Raw genomic sequence first — 20,718 nt, 5'->3', positions numbered from 1 at the left:
GGTGACGTACATACTGCGGCATTGAGGGCGGCAGTCAAGTGGAGGGACTCGCGGTGGCAGCAGCACCAGTCTGGAGCGTCGACCCCCGAACCGGGAAGCAGCGGGAACAGGTTGCGGTGGAGGCCACGGCCCAGGAGGTGGACGCCGCCGTCCGGGCCGCGCACGACGCGCGGAGCGCCTTGGCCGACCGCACCGTCCGTGCGGCCTTCCTGCGTTCCGCCGCAGACGAACTCGAGGCGGCCCAAGGCCGGCTCGTCGAGGCCGCCGACGCCGAGACCGCCCTCGGCCCCGTGCGGCTGACCGGCGAACTCGCCCGCACCTGCTACCAGCTGCGGGCCTTCGCCGACATCGTCGACGAGGGCGCCTTCCTCGACGTCGTCATCAACCACCCCGACGACACCGCGACCCCGCCCGTCCCGGACCTGCGCCGCTACAAGGTCCCGCTGGGTGTCGTCGCCGTCTACTCGGCCTCCAACTTCCCCTTCGCCTTCTCCGTCCCCGGCGGCGACACCGCGAGCGCGCTCGCGGCCGGCTGTCCGGTGGTCGTCAAGGCCCACCCCGACCACCCGGGCCTGTCCGAGCTGGTCGCCAAGGTGCTGCGCCGCGCGGCGGCCCGGCACGACGTCCCCGAGGGCGTGCTCGGCCTGGTGCACGGCTTCGAGGCCGGCGTCGAACTGGTCCGGCACCCGCTGGTCGCGGCAGCCGGCTTCACCGGATCGGTGCGCGGCGGCCGGGCTCTCTTCGACGCGGCGGCCGCCCGCCCGGTCCCGATCCCGTTCCACGGGGAGCTGGGCTCCCTGAACCCGGTCCTCGTCACCGAGGCCGCCGCCGCCGAGCGCGCCGAGGCGATCGGCGCCGGTCTCGCCGGTTCGATGACGCTGGGCGTCGGCCAGTTCTGCGTGAAGCCGGGCCTCGTCCTCGCCCCCGCCGGCGCGGCCGGCGACCGCCTCGTCAAGTCCCTGACCGACGCCGTCAGCGACACCGACGCCGGTGTCCTGCTCGACCACCGCATGCGCGACAACTTCGTCGCCGGGGTCGCCGAACGCGCCCAACTGCCCGACGTGGAGTCCCCGGTGACCCCGGGCTCGGGCGGCGAGCACACCGTCAGCGCCGGCTTCCTCACCGTCCCGGCGAGCAGGCTCGCCACGGACGGCGAGCACGACCTGCTGCTGGAGGAGTGCTTCGGCCCGGTCACCGTCGTGGCCCGCTACGAGGACGACACCGAGGTCCGCTCCGTCCTCTCCCGCCTCCCCGGCAACCTCACCGCCACCGTCCACCTGTCCGAGGAGGAGGGCACCGGCCAGGGCCGGGGCGCCGAGATCCTCGCCGAGCTGACCCCGCTCGCCGGCCGGGTACTCGTCAACGCCTGGCCGACCGGCGTCGCGGTCGCCCCGGCCCAGCACCACGGCGGCCCGTACCCGGCGACGACCTCCACCTCCACCTCGGTCGGCGGCACCGCCATCGAGCGCTGGCTGCGTCCCGTCGCCTACCAGAACAGCCCGGCCGCCCTCCTGCCGCCGGAACTGCGCGACGACAACCCGCAGAAACTGCCGCGCCGCTTCAACGGGAGCCTGGAGCGCTGAACGCGCGCCCGGCACCGCACGGCACGCGGGGCCCCTCCGGCACGACCCGCCGAAGGGGCCCCCGCGCGACGGAAGCCGCCCCCCGGGAACCACCCGCCCGCCGGGGAACGTCGTACAGCGCATGATCAGATCGCACCGGACCACGGACTCCCTGTTGATCAGGACCGCCCTGACGGCCGAGGTCGCGGACATCGCCGCGTTGCACCTGCGCGCCCGGTCCACGTACTACCCGGACGGCCTCCCCGACGACGGCGCCGACTGGCGGGCGCGCTGGCAGGAGGCCGTCGAGCACCCCGACGGGCAGGTGCTGTGCGCGGTGCGGGACGGCCAACTGGCCGGCATCGCCTCGTTCCGCACCCCGCCGGACGCCCCCGCCGGCACGGTCAAGCTGTTCCAGTTCCACGTCGACCCGGGCCAGTGGCGCGCCGGCATCGGCACGGCCCTGCACACCGCCTGCGTCGAGGAGTGGCGGGCGCAGGGCCGGCGGACCGCCGTGCTCGAGGTGCACGCCGACAACCGGCGGGCCCAGGCCTTCTACGCCCGCCGGGGCTGGATCCCGGACCCGGGGCATCCGCCCGCCGAGGACGACCACCACCTCCACCTGTGCTTCGCCGTGCCGGGGGAATGAACCCCACTGGTTGAACGTTCACGCAGGCAGCGGAGGGAGTCTCCGTGTCCCCACGGCCGGGAGAGTGCCTGAACGATGCGTGTCGAAATCTGGTCGGACATCGCGTGCCCCTGGTGTTATGTCGGCAAGGCGCGGTTCGAGAAGGCGCTCGGCGAGTTCCCGCACCGTGACGACGTCGAGGTGGTGCACCGCTCCTTCGAGCTGGACCCCGGCCGGGCCAAGGACGACATCCAGCCCGTGCTCACGATGCTGACCAAGAAGTACGGCATGAGCCAGGCACAGGCCGAGGCCGGTGAGGACAACCTCGGCGCCCAGGCCGCGGCCGAGGGACTGCCGTACCGCACCCGGGGCCGTGACCACGGCGCCACCTTCGACATGCACCGCCTGCTGCACTTCGCCCGCACCCAGGGCCGCCAGGTGGAGCTGCTCGACCTCCTCTACCGGGCGAACTTCGCCGAGGAGCGGTCCGTCTTCGGCGACGACGAACGCCTCCTCGAACTCGCCGCCGACGCCGGCCTCGACACCGACGCCGCCCGCGCGGTCCTCGCCGACCCGGACGCGTACGCCGCAGAGGTGCGCGAGGACCAGCGGGACGCCGCGGAACTCGGCGCACGGGGTGTGCCCTTCTTCGTCCTCGACCGCACGTACGGCGTCTCCGGCGCCCAGCCCGCCGAGGTGTTCGCCCGGGCGCTGACCCAGGCGTGGGGCGAACGGTCGCCGCTGAAGATCGTCGACGGCGACGCGGAGGCCTGCGGCCCCGACGGCTGCGCGGTCCCGCAGAGCTGACTCCGCCGGACGGGCCTGAAAGCCGATGGACGGGGAGGTCCCGGGACCACAGAGTGGTGCCATGGAGACCTTCGCGAACCTCGTCCGTGCCGAGTTCACCCCGAAGAGCACCTTTCTGAACACCGCGAGCAGTGGCCTGCTGCCCGCACGTACGGTGACCGCCCTCGAAGAGGCCGTTCGGCTGAGGGCCGAGGGCGGCCCGCTGGATCCGCTGTTCGACGACGTCGAGGCGTGCCGGGCCGCCTACGCCCGGCTGGCCGGTGTCCCCGTCGAGCGCGTGGCGGCCGGCGCCACCGCCGCTCTCTGCACCGGGCTGATCGCGGCCGCACTGCCGCCGGGCGCCGAAGTCCTCACCGTCGAGGGTGACTTCACCTCGGTGCTCAACCCGTTCCACGTCCGCGGCGACCTCAAGGTGCGGGCCGTTCCCCTGGAGCGGCTCGCCGAGTCCGTCCGTCCGGACACCGCCCTGGTCGCCGTGAGCGCCGTGCAGTCCGCCGACGGCCGGATCGCCGATCTGCCCGCGCTGCGGGAGGCGGCCGGGGAGCACGGGGCGCGCACCTATGTCGACTTCTCCCAGGCGGCCGGCTGGCTGCCGGTCGAGGCCGACGCACACGACTACTCCGTCGCCATCGTCCACAAGTGGCTGCTCGGCCCGCACGGGGCGGCCTTCCTCGTCGTGCCGGAGGACTTCGGTGGGCTGACCCCGGTGCAGGCGGGGTGGGTCGCGGCGGAGAGGCCCTGGGACAGCTGCTACGGACCCGTCACCGAACTCGCCCACTCGGCCCGCCGGTTCGACGTGAGCCCTGCCCTGTTCACCTACGCGGGACTGCGTACCTCCCTCGAACTCGTCGAGGAGATCGGTGTGGAGACGATCCACGCCCATGACCTCGCCCTCGCCGACCGCTTCCGGGCGGGGCTTGCCGGGCTGGGCCACGAGCCCGTGCCCGCACCCGGCTCGGCCATCGTCTCCGTGCCGGAACTGGGCCGTCTCGAGCCCGAGTTGGACAGGGCCGGCCTCGCTCTGTCCAACCGGGCCGGCCATCTGCGGGCGTCCTTCCACCTCTACAACACACCGTCCGAGGTGGACCGGCTGCTGGACGCCCTGTCCGGCTGAGAAGGCCGGGGACCCACGCCGGCCCGGTCACGCGCACGACAGCGGGCCGGCGCCTCCCGTCCCACACGAGGAGGCCCGGCCCGCAGCCGCCGTCACGCGCGCACGTCACGCGTTCGCGGCACCTGTCTCAGGTCCCGCGCTCACGTCACCGGCGTGAAGTCCCGCGCCCCGATGTAATCGGGACGCCGGACCGGCGCCGCGAACGGCTCGACGGCGGTGTTCTCGACGCTGTTGAACACGATGAACACGTTGCTGCGCGGGAACGGCGTGATGTTGTCCCCGGAGCCGTGCATGCTGTTGCAGTCGAACCACGTAGCCGAGCCGGCCGCGCCGGTGAACAGCTTGACGCCGTGTTCGGAGGCCAGCGCGGTCAGCGCCTCGTCCGACGGCGTGCCCGCGTCCTGCATCTGCAGCGACTTCTTGTAGTTGTCCTTCGGTGTGGCCCCCGCACACCCGAGGAACGTCTTGTGCGACCCCGGCATGATCATCAGTCCGCCGTTGGTGTCGAAGTTCTCGGTCAGCGCGATCGACACGGACACCGTCCGCATCCGCGGCAGACCGTCCTCGGCGTGCCAGGTCTCGAAGTCCGAGTGCCAGTAGAAGCCACTGGCCCCGAAGCCCGGCTTGACGTTGATCCGGGACTGGTGGACGTACACGTCCGAGCCGAGGATCTGCCGGGCCCGGCCGACCACCCGCTCGTCGCGCACCAGCCGCGCGAACACCTCACTGATCCGGTGGACCTCGAAGACCGAGCGGATCTCCTTGGACCGCGGTTCGACGATCGACCGCTCGTCGGCCCGGATCGCCGGGTCGGCGACCAGCCGGTTCAGTTCGTCCCGGTAGACGGCGACCTCGTCCTCGGTGATCAGCTGATCGACGGCGAGGAAGCCGTCACGCTCGAACGCCCCGAGGTCGGCCGGCGAGATCGGGCCGGGCGCGTCCGGGGCGCCCCAGACGACCGGGTCCTGCCGCGGGGTGATGACCTCGGCGGAGCCGCGGGTGGGATAGAGGTCGGGGACGTGCGTCTCGGTGCTGGGGGTCACGGTGGTCATGGAACCTCACACCTCCTCGGTGAGCAGCGGGTATACGCCGTTCTCGTCGTGGTCCTCCCGTCCGGTCACGGGCGGGTTGAAGACGCAGATGCAGCGGAAGTCCTTCTTCACCCGCAGCGTGTGCTTCTCGTGCCCGTCGAGGAGGTACATGGTCCCGGGCGTGATCGTGTGCGTCAGCCCGGAGTCGTGGTCGGTGAGCTCTGCCTCTCCCTCCACACAGACGACGGCCTCGATGTGGTTGGCGTACCACATCGACGTCTCCGTACCGGTGTACAGGACGGTCTCGTGCAAGGAGAACCCGACGTTCTCCTTGGCGAGGACGATGCGCTTGCTCTCCCAGGTGCCCGACGCGGACTTCACATGCCGGTCGGTGCCCTCGAGCTCCTTGAAGGAACGGACAATCACGGTGCTGCGATGCCTCCTTGGCGATGGTGGCGATGGTGGTGATGGTGCCTGCGGGTCGTCCGGGCCCCGGGCCGAGGCCGGGGGCCCGGACGGCTCAGCAGGTGGTTCAGGTGGTTCAGGCGGTCTCGCGGACGGCGCGGGCCAGCGTCCTCAGCCCCTCGTCCAGCTCGTCCGGGGTGATGGTCAGGGCCGGGAGGAGTTTGACGACCTCGCTCTCGGGGCCGGAGGTCTCGATCAGCAGTCCGAGCTGGAAGGCGCGCTCGGCGACCCGCCCCGCGCGCTCCTTGTCGTGGAACTCCATGCCCCACACCAGCCCGCGACCGCGGTACTCCTTCACGTCGGCGAGGTTCTCCTCGGCGATGGCGATCAGCGACTGCTCGACCTGCTCGCCGCGCGAACGGGTCTGCTTCTCCATCGCCGCCCCGTCGGCCCAGTAGGCCTCCAGGGTGGCGGTCGCCGTGACGAAGGCCGGGTTGTTGCCGCGGAAGGTGCCGTTGTGCTCACCCGGTTCCCAGACGTCCAGCTCGGGCTTGAACAGGGTCAGCGCCATGGGCAGGCCGTAGCCGCTGATCGACTTGGACACGGTGACGATGTCCGGAGTGATGCCCGCCTCCTCGAAGGAGAAGAAGGCGCCGGTGCGGCCGCAGCCCATCTGGATGTCGTCGACGATGAGCAGCATGTCCTGGCGTGCGCACAGCTCGGACAGGGCGCGCAGCCACTGGGGCCGGGCGACGTTGATGCCGCCCTCGCCCTGCACGGTCTCGACGATCACGGCGGCCGGCTTGTTGAGGCCGGAGCCCTGGTCCTCCAACAGCCGCTCGAACCACAGGAAGTCCTCGACCGTGCCGTCGAAGTAGTTGTCGAACGGCATGGGCGTGCCGTGCACCAGCGGGATGCCGGCCCCGGCCCGCTTGAAGGCGTTGCCGGTCACGGCGAGCGAGCCCAGGGACATGCCGTGGAAGGCGTTGGTGAACGACACGATCGACTCGCGCCCCTTGACCTTCCGCGCCAGCTTCAGCGCCGACTCGACGGCGTTGGTGCCGGTCGGGCCCGGGAACATGACCTTGTACGGCAGGTCGCGCGGGCGCAGGATCCAGTTCTGGAAGGACTCCAGGAAGGCGCGTTTGGCCGTCGTCGACATGTCGAGCCCGTGGGTGACGCCGTCCCGCTCCAGATAGTCGATCAGCGCCCGTTTCAGTACGGGGTTGTTGTGGCCGTAGTTGAGTGAACCGGCTCCGGCGAAGAAGTCGAGGTACTCGTGGCCGTCCTCGTCGTACATGCGGCTGCCGTGTGCGCGGTCGAAGACGGTGGGCCAGCCACGGCAGTAGCTGCGCACCTCGGACTCAAGGGTCTCGAAGACGCTCAGATCGGGCTGGGTGATGGTCACGACGAATCGCTCCTCGTTGGCGTGGGAGGTCGGAGGGAGACGGGGATCGGCGGAGTGAGGCACTTCTTCGTGCGCGGGGGCCGAAGGTCAGGGGGCGAGGGGACCGATGCGGTACAGGACCTCGGGGGCGTGCGGTCCGTCGGGGAACTGGTCGGTCTCGAACAGCACCTCGCGCTCCAGCCGGGCGCCGTGGCGTTCGGCGAACGCGGTGAACAGGCGCTCGGAGGCGGTGTTCCCCGGGGTGATGGTGGTCTCCACGGTGTTCACTCCGTGTTCCGCGGTGGTCCGTGCGACCAGACCGTCGAGCAGCGCGGCGGCCAGACCGCGGCCGCGGTGCGCCTCGTCCACCGCGACCTGCCAGACGAGCAGGGTGTGCGGGCTGCTCGGCCGTACGTAGCCGGTGACGAAGCCGATCGCCTCCCCGCCGGCGTCGCGTGCGACGGCCGAGGTGGCGGCGAAGTCCCGGCACCACAGGAGATAGCTGTACGACGAGTTCAGGTCGAGGGTTTTCGAGTCCCTCGCTATCCGCCACAGCGCGGCTCCGTCCGCCAGGGCGGGGCGGTCGATTTTCGGGTCTGCTTGAGCGGCAGTCATGTGAATTCAACTTACCCAGGTAAATTCGAAAATGCATCGACTGCCGGGGTTACCTGGTGGCTTGAACTATGTTATCGCGCGGGCGTGAAGCCGCAAGCGGAAGCTCGGCGAGATGCCCCGTTTTGCAGTGAATACAAGGCGCAAATCGGTCGCGCTGTGGGGCTGGTCACAAGTACGTAACTCCCGTGAGGGGGCCCCGGATGCGTCACTTCCCGCCCCGCTGAATCGCTGCGTTTAGGTCCGAGAAAAGCGGGCAGAAGGAAGTGGGAAGCTGCTCTGGAAGGTCATATTGAAATAAGCGGGAGAATGCCGGTCAAGAATGCCCTCGATTGGTTCCGGTAATCCTGTGGAATTCACGATTCGGTCATCCGTGGCCGACCGGTCGCTCAGGTCCCCGTCGTGCCGTCGGCGCACTCCCGCTCCGCTTCGGGGCGTCCCGCGCGGGCTTACCGCCAGGCGTCGTCGGCCGCGCTCAGGGCGCCCCGCACGTCCACCGTCAGGCCCTGCTCCGCCAGTGCGGTGCCCAGGGCCGCCAGGCTCGCCCGCACCGCGCCCCGGGTCGCGTCGGAGCCGTAGTGGTTGACGCGGATCATCTCCTTGGCCAGTGCCCCGCCCCCCGCGGCCAGCGGCAGCGCCGGGTCCACGGCCAGGGCGTGGGCCACCAGCTCCGCGGCCACCGTGCCCGACGGGGCCCGCAGGGTCGTGGCGACCGGAGCGGCCTCGGACGCCTCGTGGACGTACGGCACCAGGCCGCCGCCCAGTGCGAGCGCACCCGCCCGCGTCGCCGCGGCGGCCGCCGCGTGCCGCGCCGTCACCGTGTCCAGGCCCGCCGCCTCGATGCGCTCCACGCACGCCTCCAGCGCCAGCATCTCCAGCTGCGCCGGCGCGTGCGGCAGCGCCGTACGGCCCCCGTCGATCCAGCGCTCCTTCCAGTCCAGCAGCGACAGGTACGAGCGGCGCGGCGCCCGCGGGTTCGCCGCCATCCGGGCCCACGCCCGCTCGCTCACCGACACCGCCGACACGCCCGCCGGACCGCCCATCGCCTTCTGCGCCCCGATCACGCACAGGTCCACGCCCCACGCGTCCGGCAGCACCGGTTCCGCCCCGATCGACGCCACCGCGTCCAGGTAGAACAGCGCTCCGTGCTCCCGCACCGCCTCGCCGATCTCCGCGACCGGGTTGGTGTTCCCGGTGGCCGCCTCCGCGTGCACCAGGGAGACGAAGTCGATCTCCGGATGTTCGGCGAAGGCCTCGCGGATCTGTCCGGCCGTCACCGCCGTGTGGAACGGCACCGCCAGGTCGACCACCGTGGCGCCGCAGTCCCGCAGCCAGTCCCCGAAGGTCTGCCCGTAGGGGCCCGTGACGACGTTCAGGGCGGTCGTGCCGGGGCCCGCGGCCGCGCGGATCGCGCCCTCCAGCGGCAGCAGCGCCTCCCCCTGCATGATCACGACGTCCTGCGTGGTGCGCAGCAGCCGTGCCACGCGGTCCTCGATCGAGGCGAAGCGCGTGGCGCTCAGCGGGGCCAGGCCGAGGAAGGGGTGGGTGCTCACGGCGGTGCTCTCTCCAGGTCGCGGCTTCACGAGGTGGTGCCGCCACGATGCCGTGCCTGCGCGAGGCCGGGCCTGCACGAGGTCGTGGGGTACATCTGCGAGCGTACGGGAGCCTGTCCGACGCCGGGTTCTTAGGTCGGACGGCTCTCCAACCATCGGTTTGGTTTGAGATGCCTAAACCTCTCCTTATAATCAGAACCCACAGTTCCCTGACAGGAGGCCCACGTGAAGACGCCCCTCGGCCGCCGGACCCGCGTTCTGGCCGCCACCACCGCTACGGCCGGGCTGGTGCTCCTGACCGCCTGCACCTCCAGCGACGACGGAGACGGTGCCTCCAGGACCACGGCCGGCGGTGTGGAACTCGTCAAGGCGGGGCAGCTCACCACGTGCACCCACCTCCCGTACCCGCCCTTCCAGTCGGAGATCGACGGCAAGGTGCAGGGCTTCGACGTGGCGGTGATCGACCTGGTCGCCGACGACCTCGGCGTGGAGCAGCAGATCCTCGACACGCCGTTCGAGAACTTCAAGACCGGCGCCTTCCTCAACTCCGGCGAGTGCGACCTGGCCGCGGCCGGCATGACCATCACCGAGGAGCGCAAGAAGAACGTCGACTTCTCGGACCCGTACTTCAACGCCACCCAGGCCGTCCTCGTCGACAAGAAGGCCGGCGTCACCTCGCTGGCCGAGGTGAAGTCCGAGAACGTGAAGCTCGGTGCCCAGGCGCAGACCACCGGCGAGGACTACGCCAAGAAGCAGGGCTTCGACCCGGTCTCCTTCGAGTCCTCCGACGCCGTCCTCAACGGCCTGCGCACCGGCCAGGTCAAGGCCGTCGTCATCGACTTCCCGGTGGTCCAGGGCTGGCTGAAGGACAAGGCCACTGCCGACTCCTTCGAGGTCGTCGACAACCTCGACACCGGTGAGCAGTACGGCTTCACGGTGAAGAAGGGCAACACCGAGCTGCGCGAGGCCGTCAACAAGGCGCTCTCGGACGCCAAGGCCGACGGCACGTACCAGAAGCTGTACGAGCAGTGGATCGGCCCGTACGACGAGTCCGCCGCCGAACCGTCCGCCACCTGATCCCATGGCCGACACGAAGGTGCAACCGGAGCTGAGGAAGAAGGGCCTGACGCGACGTCAGAAGCGCGGCCTGTCGCGCGGCGCCCAGTACGTCGTCTTCGTCGCGGCCGTGGCCGCCTTCGCGGCCTCGGCCGACTGGGGCAGGCTGCAGAACCAGTTCGCGCAGGCCGACATCGCCGAGCGGATGTTCCCGGACGTCATCACCCTGGCGCTGAAGAACACCGTGATCTACACGCTGACCGGCTTCGCCGTCGGGCTCGCCCTCGGCATGGTCATCGCGCTGATGCGGCTGTCGTCGGTCGGCCCGTACCGCTGGCTGGCCGGCGTCTACATCGAGATCTTCCGGGGCCTGCCCGCCCTGCTGATCTTCATCTTCATCGGTGTGGCCGTGCCGCTCGCCTTCCCCGGTACGGAGATCATCGGCGGTACCTACGGCAAGGTCGCCCTCGCGCTCGGCCTGGTGGCCGCCGCCTACATGGCCGAGACGATCCGCGCGGGCATCCAGGCCGTGCCCAAGGGACAGATGGAGGCGGCCCGGTCACTGGGCTTCTCGCCCGCGCGGGCCATGATCTCGATCATCATCCCGCAGGCGTTCCGGATCATCCTGCCGCCGCTCACCAACGAACTCGTCCTGCTCTTCAAGGACTCCTCGCTGGTGCTGTTCCTCGGCGTCACCCTGGAGGAGCGCGAACTGTCCAAGTACGGCCGCGACCTGGCCAGCCAGACCGCCAACTCCACCCCGATCCTGGTCGCCGGCCTGTGCTACCTGCTGATCACCATCCCGCTCGGCTTCGTCGTACGCCGTATGGAGGCCAAGGCCCAGGAGGCCGTCAAATGAGCCGACCGGACAAGCGATCGGAGAACCGGCCGGAGGGCGGCCCGGAGATCCGGGTCAGCGGGCTGCACAAGTCGTTCGGCGGCAACGAGGTGCTGCGCGGCATCGACCTGGAGATCCGCCGGGGCGAGGTCGTCTGCGTCATCGGCCCGTCCGGCTCGGGCAAGTCGACCCTGCTCCGATGCGTGAACCTCCTCGAGGAACCCACCAAGGGCCAGGTGTACGTCGGCGGTACGGAACTCACCCACCCGGACGTCGACATCGACGCCGCCCGCCGCCGTATCGGCATGGTCTTCCAGCAGTTCAACCTGTTCCCGCACGTCACGGTGACCGAGAACCTCACCCTGCCGCAGCGCCGGGTGCTCCGGCGGGGCAAGGCGGAGGCCGCCCGGATCGCCGCCGCGAACCTGGAGCGGGTGGGCCTCGCGGAGAAGGCGGACGCCTACCCGTCCTCCCTCTCCGGCGGCCAGCAGCAGCGCGTCGCCATCGCCCGCGCGCTGGCGATGGGCCCCGAGGTGATGCTGTTCGACGAGCCGACCTCGGCGCTCGACCCCGAGCTGGTCGGCGACGTGCTCGCCGTGATGCGGATGCTGGCGAACGAGGGCATGACCATGATGGTCGTCACCCACGAGATGACCTTCGCCCGCGAGGTCGCCGACCGGGTCGTCTTCATGGACGGCGGGGTGATCGTCGAGGACGGCACCCCCGAGCAGGTCATCGGCGCCCCGCGGCACGAACGCACCCGGCACTTCCTCTCCCGGCTCCTCGACCCCGCCATGGCGGACGTGGAGGAGGAGACCTCCGACCAGGTGGGCAAGTCCGTGGAGTGAGCCGTGGGCGCGGCGGGCAGCGGCTCACCGGGTCCTTCGTCCGGGTCCGTCGTCCGGATCGCGCCGGACCGGGCGGCGGTGCCCGGTCCCGGGAGCCCGGCACCGTCCGGACGGCAGGCTCTAGGGTGCCGTACATGAGTGAACGCGCGGTGCTGCACGTGAAGGGGCGGATCCTCGTCGGGCCCGACGAGGTCCGCGACGAACTGTGGGTGGTCGACGGGCGGATCTCCTACGACCGTCCCGGCACCGCCCGTGACGTCCGGACCGTCGAGGGCTGGGTGCTGCCCGGACTGGTCGACGCCCACTGTCATGTGGGCCTCGACCGGCACGGCGCGGTCCCCGCCGAGGTCGCGGAGAAGCAGGCGCTCACCGACCGCGACGCCGGCGCCCTGCTGCTGCGGGACGCGGGCTCACCCTCCGACACCCGCTGGATCGACGACCGCGACGACCTCCCGAAGATCATCCGGGCCGGCCGGCACATCGCCCGCACCCGCCGCTACATCCGCAACTACGCCTGGGAGGTCGAACCCGACGACCTCGTCGCCTACGTCGCCCAGGAGGCCCGGCACGGCGACGGCTGGGTCAAACTCGTCGGCGACTGGATCGACCGAGACCTGGGCGACCTGTCGGCCTGCTGGCCGCGCGGCGCCGTCGAGGCGGCGATCGCCGAGGCGCACCGGCTGGGCGCCCGCGTCACCGCGCACTGCTTCGCCGAGGACTCCCTGCGGGACCTGGTCGAGGCCGGCATCGACTGCGTCGAGCACGCGACGGGCCTGACCGACGACACCATCCCGCTGTTCGCCGAACGGGGCGTGGCGATCGTCCCGACCCTCGTCAACATCGCCACCTTCCCGGAACTCGCCGACGGCGGCGAGTCCAAGTTCCCGCGCTGGTCGGCCCACCTCCGCCGGCTCCACGAGCGGCGCTACGACACCGTGCGCTCCGCCTACGACGCCGGCATCCCCGTCTTCGTCGGCACGGACGCGGGCGGCACCCTCCCGCACGGCCTGGCGGCGGCCGAGGTCGCCGAACTGGTCACCGCCGGCATCCCGCCCGTCGACGCCCTCGCGGCCGGCACCTGGGCCGCCCGGGCATGGCTCGGCCGCCCCGGCCTGGAGGAGGGCGCCCCGGCCGACCTCGTGGTCTACGCGTCCGACCCGCGCGCGGACGTACGGGTGCTCACCGATCCGCGCCGGGTGGTACTGAACGGGCGCGTGGTCGGCTAGGACCCGCTGCTCGGCGGGTGAAACCCGCCCACCGGGTGACGCGTGGGCGGCGGTGGGGAACAACCGTGCCCCGGGATTCGAATGTGCCGACGGGCCCGCCACGAAGGAGTGAAGTGTCCTCGGATCGCTGACGGTGGTCTCCCGGGGCGGTCATTCTTTCCGGGTCCCACTCACGTCTCATGGGGGTCCCACCACCTTGAACAGCACCAACTTCCGCATGCCCGCACGCCGCCTGGCCGTCGTCGCCGCGGCCACCGCCCTCGCCGCAGGTCCCGCGGCGCTGGCCGGAGCGGGCTCCGCGCAGGCCACCGGGGAACACGGCAGCGCGAGCGCGGCCGTCCTGCGCGCCGGGCTCGACGTGGCCCTGCTCGACAAGAGCGCGAACGTCCCGCTCGGCGTCACCCTCAACGAGGTCCACGCGCCGCAGAGCGCGCAGAAGACCGTCCTCACCGCGGACCTGGAGGGCGTCGACAAGGGCCGACCCTTCAGCGTGCTGCGCGCGGAGGTGGCCGACGCGAAGGCGACGGTGGAGGGGGAGCGGGCCGAGTCCTCCACCACCCTCGCCAAGGCCCGGGTCCAGGTGCCCGGACTGCCGCTGCTGTCGCTGATCGAGCTCGAGAAGGTCACCTCCAAGGCCGTCTGCGAGACCGGCCGGACCCCGCTCGCCTCGGCCACCCTGCCCGGCTCGGTGACCGTGCTCGGCAAACGCGTCACGCTGACCTCCGAGGGCACCACCGAGGTCGCGGTGCCGGGCGTCGGCGAGGTCCGCCTGGACCTGTCCAGGACGGAGACCACGTCCCGCACCGCCGCCGCCACCGCGCTCCAGCTCAAGGTCTCCGTCAACCCGTCGAAGCTGAACGTCGCCGAGGTCAACGGCACCGTCACCCTGGCCGAAGCGACGTGCGAGGCCCCCGCCGCACCGGCCGAGCAGCCCGCCCCGGCCGAGGAGCAGGCGGCCCCGGCGGAGTCCGAGGAGTCCAAGACCGCCGACGTGCAGCCCCAGGGCGCGCGGGCCCGGCAGGCGGCCCCCGCCGAGCAGCCGGCCGGGGCGGACCTGGCCGAGACGGGCGGCGACTCGACGACCCCGTACATCGCGGGCGCCGCCGTCGCGCTCCTCGCGGCGGGCGGCGCGGGAGTCGCCCTCTCCCGCCGGGGCCGCCGCAACTGACGCCGGACACCGGTATGTCGACGGGGACCGGCGCTCCCACCGCCGGCCCCCGCCGTACCCACCGGGACACCGACGGCCGGTCCCTCCCCGCGGGCCGCGCAGGGCAGGTCAGGTCAGCTTCCGTCCAGCGCCTGCTCCAGCGCCCCCAGGAACGCGTCCGTCGTCTGCCGGTCGCGTACCGCGAGGCGCAGCCACCGCTCGTCCAGCCCCGGGAAGGTGTCTCCGCGGCGTACCGCGAAGCCGAGGTCGCGGAGCCGACGGCGTACGACGGTCGCGTGCTCCAGCCGGAGCAGCACGAACGGAGCCTCGGCGGGACGCACGACGCTCAGACCGCGCGCGGCGAACTTCTCCAGCCCCGCGAGCAGATGGGACCGGTCCGCGGCGATGCGGTGGGCCGCCCCGGCCGCCTCCGCCAGCGCCCCGGCCCCCACGCACGCCTCGGCCGCCGCCAGCGCGGGTGTGGACACCGGCCACAGGGGCTGCGCCCGCTCCAGCACCGTGACGGTCTCCGGCGCGGCCAGGACGTAACCGATGCGCAGCCCCGCCAGCCCCCACGTCTTGGTGAGGCTGCGCAGGACCACCAGGCCCGGTACGTCCGTCCGGCCGGCCAGCGCCTCCCGCTCGTCCGGCACCGCGTCCAGGAACGCCTCGTCCACGACCAACGTCCGCCCGGGACGGGCGAGTCGGGCGATCGCCGCGGCCGGGTGCAGCACCGACGTCGGGTTCGTCGGGTTGCCGATCACCACCAGGTCCGCGTCCTCGGGGACCGCCGCCGGGTCCAGCCGGAAACCGTCCTCCGCGCGGAGCAGCACCCGGCCGACGGTGTGCCCCGCGTCCCGCAGCGCCGCCTCCGGCTCCGTGAACTGCGGATGCACCACCACCGGCCGGCGCACCGTCAACGCCCGCGCCAGCAGCACGAACGCCTCCGCCGCCCCCGCCGTCAGCAGCACCCGCTCCACCGGCAGCCCGTGCCGCGCCGCCACCACCGCCCGCGCCGCCCGCCCGTCCGGGTAGGCGGCGAGACCGGTGAGCGAGGCGGCGATGTGCTCCCGCAGCCACGCCGGGGGCGTGTCCGCGCGGACGTTCACGGCGAGGTCGACCAGAGCGGCGCCGTCGTCACGGACCTCGGCGTCCCCGTGGTGCCGCAGGTCGTGCACCGTCATTGGTGCGGCGGCTTCCGGTTCAGTGCGCATGGGAGTGCGTGTGGCCGTGCCCGTGGTGGCCGTGATGGTGGTGGCCGTCGTCGTCCGGGTGGAAGTGCGGCTGCTGCGGCGCCCCGACCTTGTCCTCGAAGCCCGGCAGCGCGATCCGGTACACGCAGCTGTCGCAGTTCATCCGCAGATCGCCCTGCACGGCCTCCGCGTACCGCTCCATCACCAGGTCCAGCAGCTCCGGCTCCGGCCCGATGACGTCCGCCGACCGCACCTCCGTCTCCGGGTGCGCCGCCGCCCACTGCTCGGTCTGGTGCCGCACCCGGTCCGGCAGGATGCCGGTGAACAGGAAGTACGGCAGGACGACGATCCGCCGGGCGCCGAGCCGCGCACACCGGTCGAGCCCGCTCGGCACGTCCGGCGCCGCCAGCGACACGAACGCCGTCTCCACGGCCCCGTAGCCGCGCCCCTCCCACAGCAGCCGCGCCGCCTTGAACACCTCGGCGTTGGCGTCCGGGTCCGTCGAACCGCGCCCCACCAGCAGCACCGTCACCTCGGCGGGGTCCCAGGACGGATCCGCCGCCTGCCGAAGCCGCCGCTCCAGCACGCTCAGCAGGGCGGGGTGCGGGCCCAGCGGACGGCCGTAGGTGTACGAGATCCCGGGGTGGCGCTCCTTCTCACGGGCCAGCGCCGCCGGGATGTCGCCCTTGGCGTGCCCGGCGGACACCAGCATCAGCGGCACGGCGGCGAACCGCCGCACCCCCTGCCCGACCAGCTCGGCGACGGCCTCGCCCAGCGGCGGCGGGGACAGCTCGATGAAGCCGCCCGCGACGGGCAGTTCGGGGTGACGACGCCCCAACTCCCCTACGAAGTCGCGGAACGCCTGTGCTCCGGCGTCGTCCCGGGTGCCGTGTCCGGCGATGAGCAGGGCGGGCGGGGTGGTCACAAGGTCTCCTCAAGCGAAGTGGGTTGGTACAGCAGGGCGTTGAGCGCGGCTGCGGCGACCGCCGAACCGCCCTTCTCGGACACGTTGCTCACCGCGGGCAGTCCGCTCTCGCGCAACGCGGCCTTGGACTCGGCCGCTCCGACGAAACCGACGGGCAGCCCGATGACGAGCGCGGGGGAGGCGTCCAGGGTCAGCAGTTCCTCCAGGGCGGTCGGCGCGCAGCCGATCACCCAGAGGGCCCCGGGGCCGACCTCCTCGTACGCCAGACGCATCGCGTGCGCCGAACGCGTGAGCTCGGGCCCGGCCTCGGCATCCTTGAGACGGCAGACGGTCCCGCGCCGGGTGATCCCGGCCGCGACCATCTCCACGTCCACCACGACGGGCGCCCCGGCGTGCAGCACCGCGTGCGCCTTCGCCAACTCGCCCTCGTCCATGACGAGATCGTCCGCGTACGCCAGATCGGCCGAGGAGTGGATGACCCGCTCCACGACCGCCCGGGTCAGCGGCGGGAAGTGCCCGGTGTCCAGACGGGCGCGCAACCGGCGGAAGGACTCCTGCTCGATGGGATGGACCACACGCTTCACCGGGACTCCTCCTGCCAGCGGTAGCCGCGCGGGGTGACCATGCGCCCCGCGATCTCACGGGTCGCCGTGTTGCCCACGGTCACGACCGTCATCATGTCGACCGTCGCCGGGTCGAGCGCGGCGAGCGTGGTCAGACGACTGGACTCGTCGGCACGGGACGCGTTCCGTACGACACCCACCGGCGTCGTCGGCTCCCGGTGCCCGGCGAGGATCGCCAGCGCCTTCGGCAGCTGCCAGTCACGGCCCCGGCTGCGCGGGTTGTAGAACGTCACCACGATGTCCGCCTCGGCCGCCGCCCGCACCCGCCGCTCGATGACCTCCCACGGCGTGTGCAGATCGGACAGACTGATCGACACGTGGTCGTGGCCCAGCGGCGCGCCCAGGATCGCCCCGGCCGCCAGCGCCGCCGTCACCCCGGGCACGCCGACCACGTCGATGTCGTCGGACGCCTCGGCGAGCGCCGGGGAGGCCATGGCGTACACGCCCGCGTCCCCACTGCCGATCAGCGCGACCGTCCGCCCCCGGCGGGCCTCCTCGACGGCCGTGCGCGCCCGCTCCTCCTCCGCGCCGAGCCCGGACTCCAGGATCCGGGTGCCGGGCCGCAGCAGATCGCGGATCTGGTCGACGTACTGGTCGAGGCCCACCAGCACGGACGCGCCCCGCAGTTCCGCCTTCGCCCGCGGGGTGAGCAGGTCCCGGGCACCCGGCCCGAGTCCGACCACCGCGAGCCGCCCGCGCCCCGGCCGCCGTACGACGGCACAGGTCGCCATCGCCGGCTGCCCGTCCGCACGTTCCGACTTCCGCTTGGGCACGAGGAGTTCACCCCCGCGCGCCAGCGCCGCGGCCTCCGCGACCGAGGGGGTTCCCACGGCGGCGAGCGGCGCGTCGGAGGGGTTCGGCACCTCGATGCGCGCCAGCGCCTCGGCGGCGTACGCCACCAGCGGCACGTTCAGCCGCCGGGCCGCCTCCACGATGCCGGGCTCGTCGGACTTCGCGTCCACGGTGGCCAGTTCGGCGAGCGACGCGGCCGACAGACCGGCCTCACGCAGGGTGCCCTCGACCAGCGCGAGCACCTCCTCGACGGGGGCACCCTTCGAGGCACCCACCCCGACCACGAGGGTGGGCGGCCGGAGGACGGCCTCCCGCTGCCCCGCCTCGACCAGCCGGTCCGTGAGACGGATCGTGTACGCACCCTCGTCCGCGACCGGCAGCGGGGGCAGCGGCCAGGCCACCTCGGTGCGCAGCGCCACCGGTTCACCGTCCAGCAGGGCGCGCGACACGGCGGCCACGTCGCCCTCCGCCGGGAGGCCCAGCGTGTCCAGACCGGGCAGCCCCGCCGCATCGGTCGCCGTGGTCACCACCGGTTCGGCGCCCAGCACCTCGGCGACCTCACGGGCGAGGTCGTTCGCCCCGCCGCCGTGCCCGCCCACCAGGGAGACCGCGAACCGGCCGCCCTCGTCGACACAGACCACGCCCGGGTCGCTCGCCTTGTCGTCCAGCAGCGGTGCCACCAGCCGCACCACGGCACCCGTGGCCAGAAAACACACGAGCTGCTCGCACTGCGCGAACGCGGCCCGTACGGCGTCCCCGACGGGACCCTCGTACACCCGCGTACGGTCCGGCCACGCGGCTGCCAGTCGGTCCCGCGCGGCGGCTCCCGCCGCGGTGGCGGAGATGAGGCCGATCACAGGGCGGCTCCTTCGATGTCGGTACGTGCGGGGGATCTGGAACCCCACAGCAGGAAAACGGGATTGGCCGCCGCCAGCCGGGTCACGTCCCCGGGCAGCGGCGCCAGCCGCGACGACTGCAACAGCACCCCGTCGCAGCTGAAGCCGGCACCGGCCAGCGCCTCGCGCACGGCCGGCACCCGGTCCAGGGCGGCCAGGGCGACGACGACCGTGCGCCGCGCCCGCCGCGCGCACGCGGTGACGACGGCGGGCAGCTCCCGCCCGCCCCCGCCGACGAACACGGCGTCGGGGTCGTCGAGATCGGAGAGCACGGTCGGCGCCTCCCCGTGCACCACGTGGACGTCCACCCCGTGCGTCAGGGCGTTGGCGCGGATCCGCCCCACCCCGTCCGCGGTCTTCTCCACCGCGGTGACGGCGGCGCCCAGCCGGGCGCACTCCACGGCCACGGACCCCGAACCCGCGCCGACGTCCCACACCAGTTCGCCGGGGCGCGGCCCGAGCCGGGCCAGGGCCAGCGCCCGCACCTCGAACTTGGTGATCATCGAGTCCCGGTGGGCGAACCCGGCCTCGTCCAGCGCCCAACCGGCGGGCGGCGCGCAGGAGCCCGCGACGGTCCGCACGGGACCGAGAGCCCGCGACTCGTCCAGGCACAGCACGACACTGACCGCCGGACCCCAGTCCCGTGCCGACGCGGCGGCGGGCGTGACCCGCTCCACCCGCTCCCGCCCGGGGTCGCCCAGCGCGGAGGCGACGACGAGGACCCGGCCGGGGGAGTGCCGGGCCAGCGCCGCCCCCAGCTCCGCCGGACCGGCCCCCGGTCCCGTCAGCACGGCGACCTTCGGGTGAGCCCGGCACAGGTTGACGGCCGTCCGCGGATCCCGGCCGTGCGCGCTGACCACCACGGCGTCGTCCCAGGGCAATCCGACCCGTGCGAAGGCGGCGGCGACGGAGGAGACACCCGGCCGCACGTCCAGCCGCTCGGACCCGAACCGCTCGGCCAGCGCCCGTACGACCCCGAAGAACCCCGGGTCGCCGGAGGCCAGCACGACGACCGGACGCTCCTCGGCGACGTACTTCCCGACGGTGTCCAGCGCGGGAGCCAGCGCCCCGAGGACGACCCGCTCGGCTCCCTCGGGCAGCCGAACGGCGTCCAGGTGCCGCCGCCCGCCCACGACGAGCTCCGCCCCGGCGAGCACGGCCTCCTCGACCGGCGCCCCGGTCCCCGTACCGACGACCGTGATCACGTGTTCGCGCCCCGGGTGCGCAGCGCCCTGCGGGCCTCGGGGTCGGCCTTGCGGTAGCCGTGGAAGTGACCGGGGTGGTACAGGTGCGAGCGGGTGCCGCGCGCGTCGAGGGCGGGGCCGACCAGGAACAGCGTGTGCTTCCAGAGCCTGTGCTCCTTGACCGTCTCCTCCAGCGTGCCGATCGTGCACTTCACGACCAGCTCCTCCGGCCAGGTCGCCTGGTACGCGACCACCACCGGCGTGCTCGTCGGATAGCCGCCCTCCAGCAGCTCCCGCACCAGCTGCCCGCTGCGCGCGGCCGACAGGAAGATCGCCATGGTGGTGCCGTGCCGTGCGAACTCGCGGACCTCCTCCCCGGGCGGCATCGGCGTCTTGCCGCCGCCGAGCCGGGTCAGCACCACGGACTGCGCCACCTCGGGGATGGTCAACTCCCGCTGTGCCAGCGCCGCGACGGCGGAGAAGGACGACACACCCGGCACGATCTCGGTCGCGATGCCGAGCTCCACGCACCGGTCGAGCTGCTCCTGCGTGCCGCCCCAGAGCGCAGGGTCCCCGGAGTGGATCCTGGCCACCCTCAGCCCCTGAGCGCGGGCCCGCCCGTACACGGCCACGACGTCCTCCAGCGACATCGTCGCCGAGTCGAGGATCTCGGCGCCCTCCCGCGCATGCTCGAGGACCTCCGCCTGGACCAGGCTGGCGGCCCAGATCACGATGTCGGCCTCGGCGATCGCGCGCGCGGCGCGCAACGTCAGCAGATCGGCGGCGCCGGGGCCGGCACCGACGAAGGTCACCTTGCCGGTGGGGGCATCGGCCATGGGGAAACGATCCTCTCGTGCGGTTCGTGCGGTTGGTGTGATGTCTGCGAAGGGA

Annotated in this window: 20 protein-coding genes; 9 read left to right on the top strand and 11 right to left on the bottom strand. The window is 72.7% G+C overall.

Features of this window, described 5'->3' with window-relative positions:
- Window positions 1-53: 53 nt before the first annotated feature.
- From ACVW19_RS07000 to ACVW19_RS06985, 4 genes are all read left to right on the top strand, one after another.
- On the top strand, window positions 54-1,583 hold the full coding sequence (locus ACVW19_RS07000; protein ID WP_457457571.1) for an aldehyde dehydrogenase (NADP(+)): 1,530 nt from the start codon (window positions 54-56) through the stop codon (window positions 1,581-1,583).
- Window positions 1,584-1,704: 121 nt separating this feature from the next.
- Window positions 1,705-2,211 carry an N-acetyltransferase family protein gene (locus ACVW19_RS06995; RefSeq protein WP_457457570.1) on the top strand — a complete coding sequence of 169 codons (507 nt, stop codon included), beginning with the start codon at window positions 1,705-1,707 and terminating at the stop codon, window positions 2,209-2,211.
- Window positions 2,212-2,286: 75 nt separating this feature from the next.
- Entirely contained in the window at window positions 2,287-2,997 is a 711-nt protein-coding gene (locus ACVW19_RS06990; RefSeq protein WP_457457568.1) for a DsbA family oxidoreductase, read from the top strand.
- A 61-nt stretch (window positions 2,998-3,058) separates the two neighbouring features.
- Window positions 3,059-4,111 carry an aminotransferase class V-fold PLP-dependent enzyme gene (locus tag ACVW19_RS06985; RefSeq protein WP_457457566.1) on the top strand — a complete coding sequence of 351 codons (1,053 nt, stop codon included), beginning with the start codon at window positions 3,059-3,061 and terminating at the stop codon, window positions 4,109-4,111.
- A gap of 140 nt (window positions 4,112-4,251) precedes the next feature.
- On the opposite strand, the gene thpD is transcribed toward ACVW19_RS06985, so the two are convergent.
- The 5 genes from thpD to ACVW19_RS06960 form a co-directional block, all read right to left on the bottom strand.
- Window positions 4,252-5,163: an ectoine hydroxylase gene (gene thpD / locus ACVW19_RS06980; protein WP_457457564.1), complete on the bottom strand. Its 912-nt coding sequence runs from the start codon at window positions 5,161-5,163 to the stop codon at window positions 4,252-4,254.
- Window positions 5,164-5,169: 6 nt separating this feature from the next.
- A complete protein-coding gene (locus tag ACVW19_RS06975) occupies window positions 5,170-5,568 on the bottom strand; it encodes an ectoine synthase (RefSeq protein ID WP_279336742.1) in 399 nt (132 codons plus the stop codon).
- Between the two features lie 115 nt (window positions 5,569-5,683).
- A complete protein-coding gene (ectB, locus tag ACVW19_RS06970; protein ID WP_457457562.1) occupies window positions 5,684-6,955 on the bottom strand; it encodes a diaminobutyrate--2-oxoglutarate transaminase in 1,272 nt (423 codons plus the stop codon).
- Between the two features lie 87 nt (window positions 6,956-7,042).
- Window positions 7,043-7,549: a diaminobutyrate acetyltransferase gene (gene ectA, locus ACVW19_RS06965; protein WP_457457560.1), complete on the bottom strand. Its 507-nt coding sequence runs from the start codon at window positions 7,547-7,549 to the stop codon at window positions 7,043-7,045.
- Between the two features lie 446 nt (window positions 7,550-7,995).
- Complete coding sequence (locus ACVW19_RS06960; protein WP_457457559.1) at window positions 7,996-9,099, bottom strand: pyridoxal-phosphate-dependent aminotransferase family protein; 1,104 nt, start codon at window positions 9,097-9,099, stop codon at window positions 7,996-7,998.
- Window positions 9,100-9,324: 225 nt separating this feature from the next.
- Here ACVW19_RS06960 and ACVW19_RS06955 point away from each other — a divergent pair, with 225 nt between their 5' ends.
- From ACVW19_RS06955 to ACVW19_RS06935, 5 genes are all read left to right on the top strand, one after another.
- Entirely contained in the window at window positions 9,325-10,176 is an 852-nt protein-coding gene (locus ACVW19_RS06955; protein WP_457457558.1) for a transporter substrate-binding domain-containing protein, read from the top strand.
- Window positions 10,177-10,180: 4 nt separating this feature from the next.
- Window positions 10,181-11,014 (top strand): amino acid ABC transporter permease, encoded by an 834-nt coding sequence (locus ACVW19_RS06950; protein ID WP_457457557.1) that lies wholly within the window; start codon window positions 10,181-10,183, stop codon window positions 11,012-11,014.
- On the top strand, window positions 11,011-11,841 hold the full coding sequence (locus tag ACVW19_RS06945; protein ID WP_457457556.1) for an amino acid ABC transporter ATP-binding protein: 831 nt from the start codon (window positions 11,011-11,013) through the stop codon (window positions 11,839-11,841). Before ACVW19_RS06950 ends, ACVW19_RS06945 begins: the two co-directional genes overlap by 4 nt.
- A 134-nt stretch (window positions 11,842-11,975) precedes the next feature.
- A complete protein-coding gene (locus tag ACVW19_RS06940) occupies window positions 11,976-13,067 on the top strand; it encodes an amidohydrolase family protein (protein ID WP_457457555.1) in 1,092 nt (363 codons plus the stop codon).
- A 196-nt stretch (window positions 13,068-13,263) separates the two neighbouring features.
- The gene (locus tag ACVW19_RS06935) at window positions 13,264-14,235 is read left to right on the top strand and encodes an SCO1860 family LAETG-anchored protein (protein ID WP_457457553.1); all 972 of its coding nucleotides are present in this window, start codon (window positions 13,264-13,266) and stop codon (window positions 14,233-14,235) included.
- A 113-nt stretch (window positions 14,236-14,348) separates the two neighbouring features.
- Here ACVW19_RS06935 and cobC read toward each other — a convergent pair whose 3' ends face one another.
- Genes cobC through cobM form a run of 6 tightly spaced genes read right to left on the bottom strand, consistent with a single transcriptional unit; the run spans window position 14,349 to window position 20,663 of the window.
- Window positions 14,349-15,428: an Rv2231c family pyridoxal phosphate-dependent protein CobC gene (cobC, locus tag ACVW19_RS06930; protein ID WP_457457551.1), complete on the bottom strand. Its 1,080-nt coding sequence runs from the start codon at window positions 15,426-15,428 to the stop codon at window positions 14,349-14,351.
- A complete protein-coding gene (locus ACVW19_RS06925) occupies window positions 15,418-16,332 on the bottom strand; it encodes a sirohydrochlorin chelatase (protein ID WP_457457549.1) in 915 nt (304 codons plus the stop codon). Before ACVW19_RS06925 ends, cobC begins: the two co-directional genes overlap by 11 nt.
- Complete coding sequence (locus ACVW19_RS06920; RefSeq protein ID WP_457457547.1) at window positions 16,329-16,916, bottom strand: precorrin-8X methylmutase; 588 nt, start codon at window positions 16,914-16,916, stop codon at window positions 16,329-16,331. Before ACVW19_RS06920 ends, ACVW19_RS06925 begins: the two co-directional genes overlap by 4 nt.
- On the bottom strand, window positions 16,913-18,604 hold the full coding sequence (cobJ, locus tag ACVW19_RS06915) for a precorrin-3B C(17)-methyltransferase (protein ID WP_457457545.1): 1,692 nt from the start codon (window positions 18,602-18,604) through the stop codon (window positions 16,913-16,915). Before cobJ ends, ACVW19_RS06920 begins: the two co-directional genes overlap by 4 nt.
- The gene (gene cbiE / locus ACVW19_RS06910; protein ID WP_457457543.1) at window positions 18,601-19,848 is read right to left on the bottom strand and encodes a precorrin-6y C5,15-methyltransferase (decarboxylating) subunit CbiE; all 1,248 of its coding nucleotides are present in this window, start codon (window positions 19,846-19,848) and stop codon (window positions 18,601-18,603) included. The genes cobJ and cbiE overlap by 4 nt, the downstream gene beginning before the upstream one ends.
- Entirely contained in the window at window positions 19,845-20,663 is an 819-nt protein-coding gene (gene cobM / locus ACVW19_RS06905) for a precorrin-4 C(11)-methyltransferase (protein WP_457457541.1), read from the bottom strand. Before cobM ends, cbiE begins: the two co-directional genes overlap by 4 nt.
- Window positions 20,664-20,718: the final 55 nt, after the last annotated feature.

Source organism: Streptomyces sp. TE5632 (assembly GCF_054061295.1).
The sequence above is the reverse complement of the archived record's forward strand: the minus strand, read 5'-3'. Positions and strand labels throughout refer to the sequence as shown.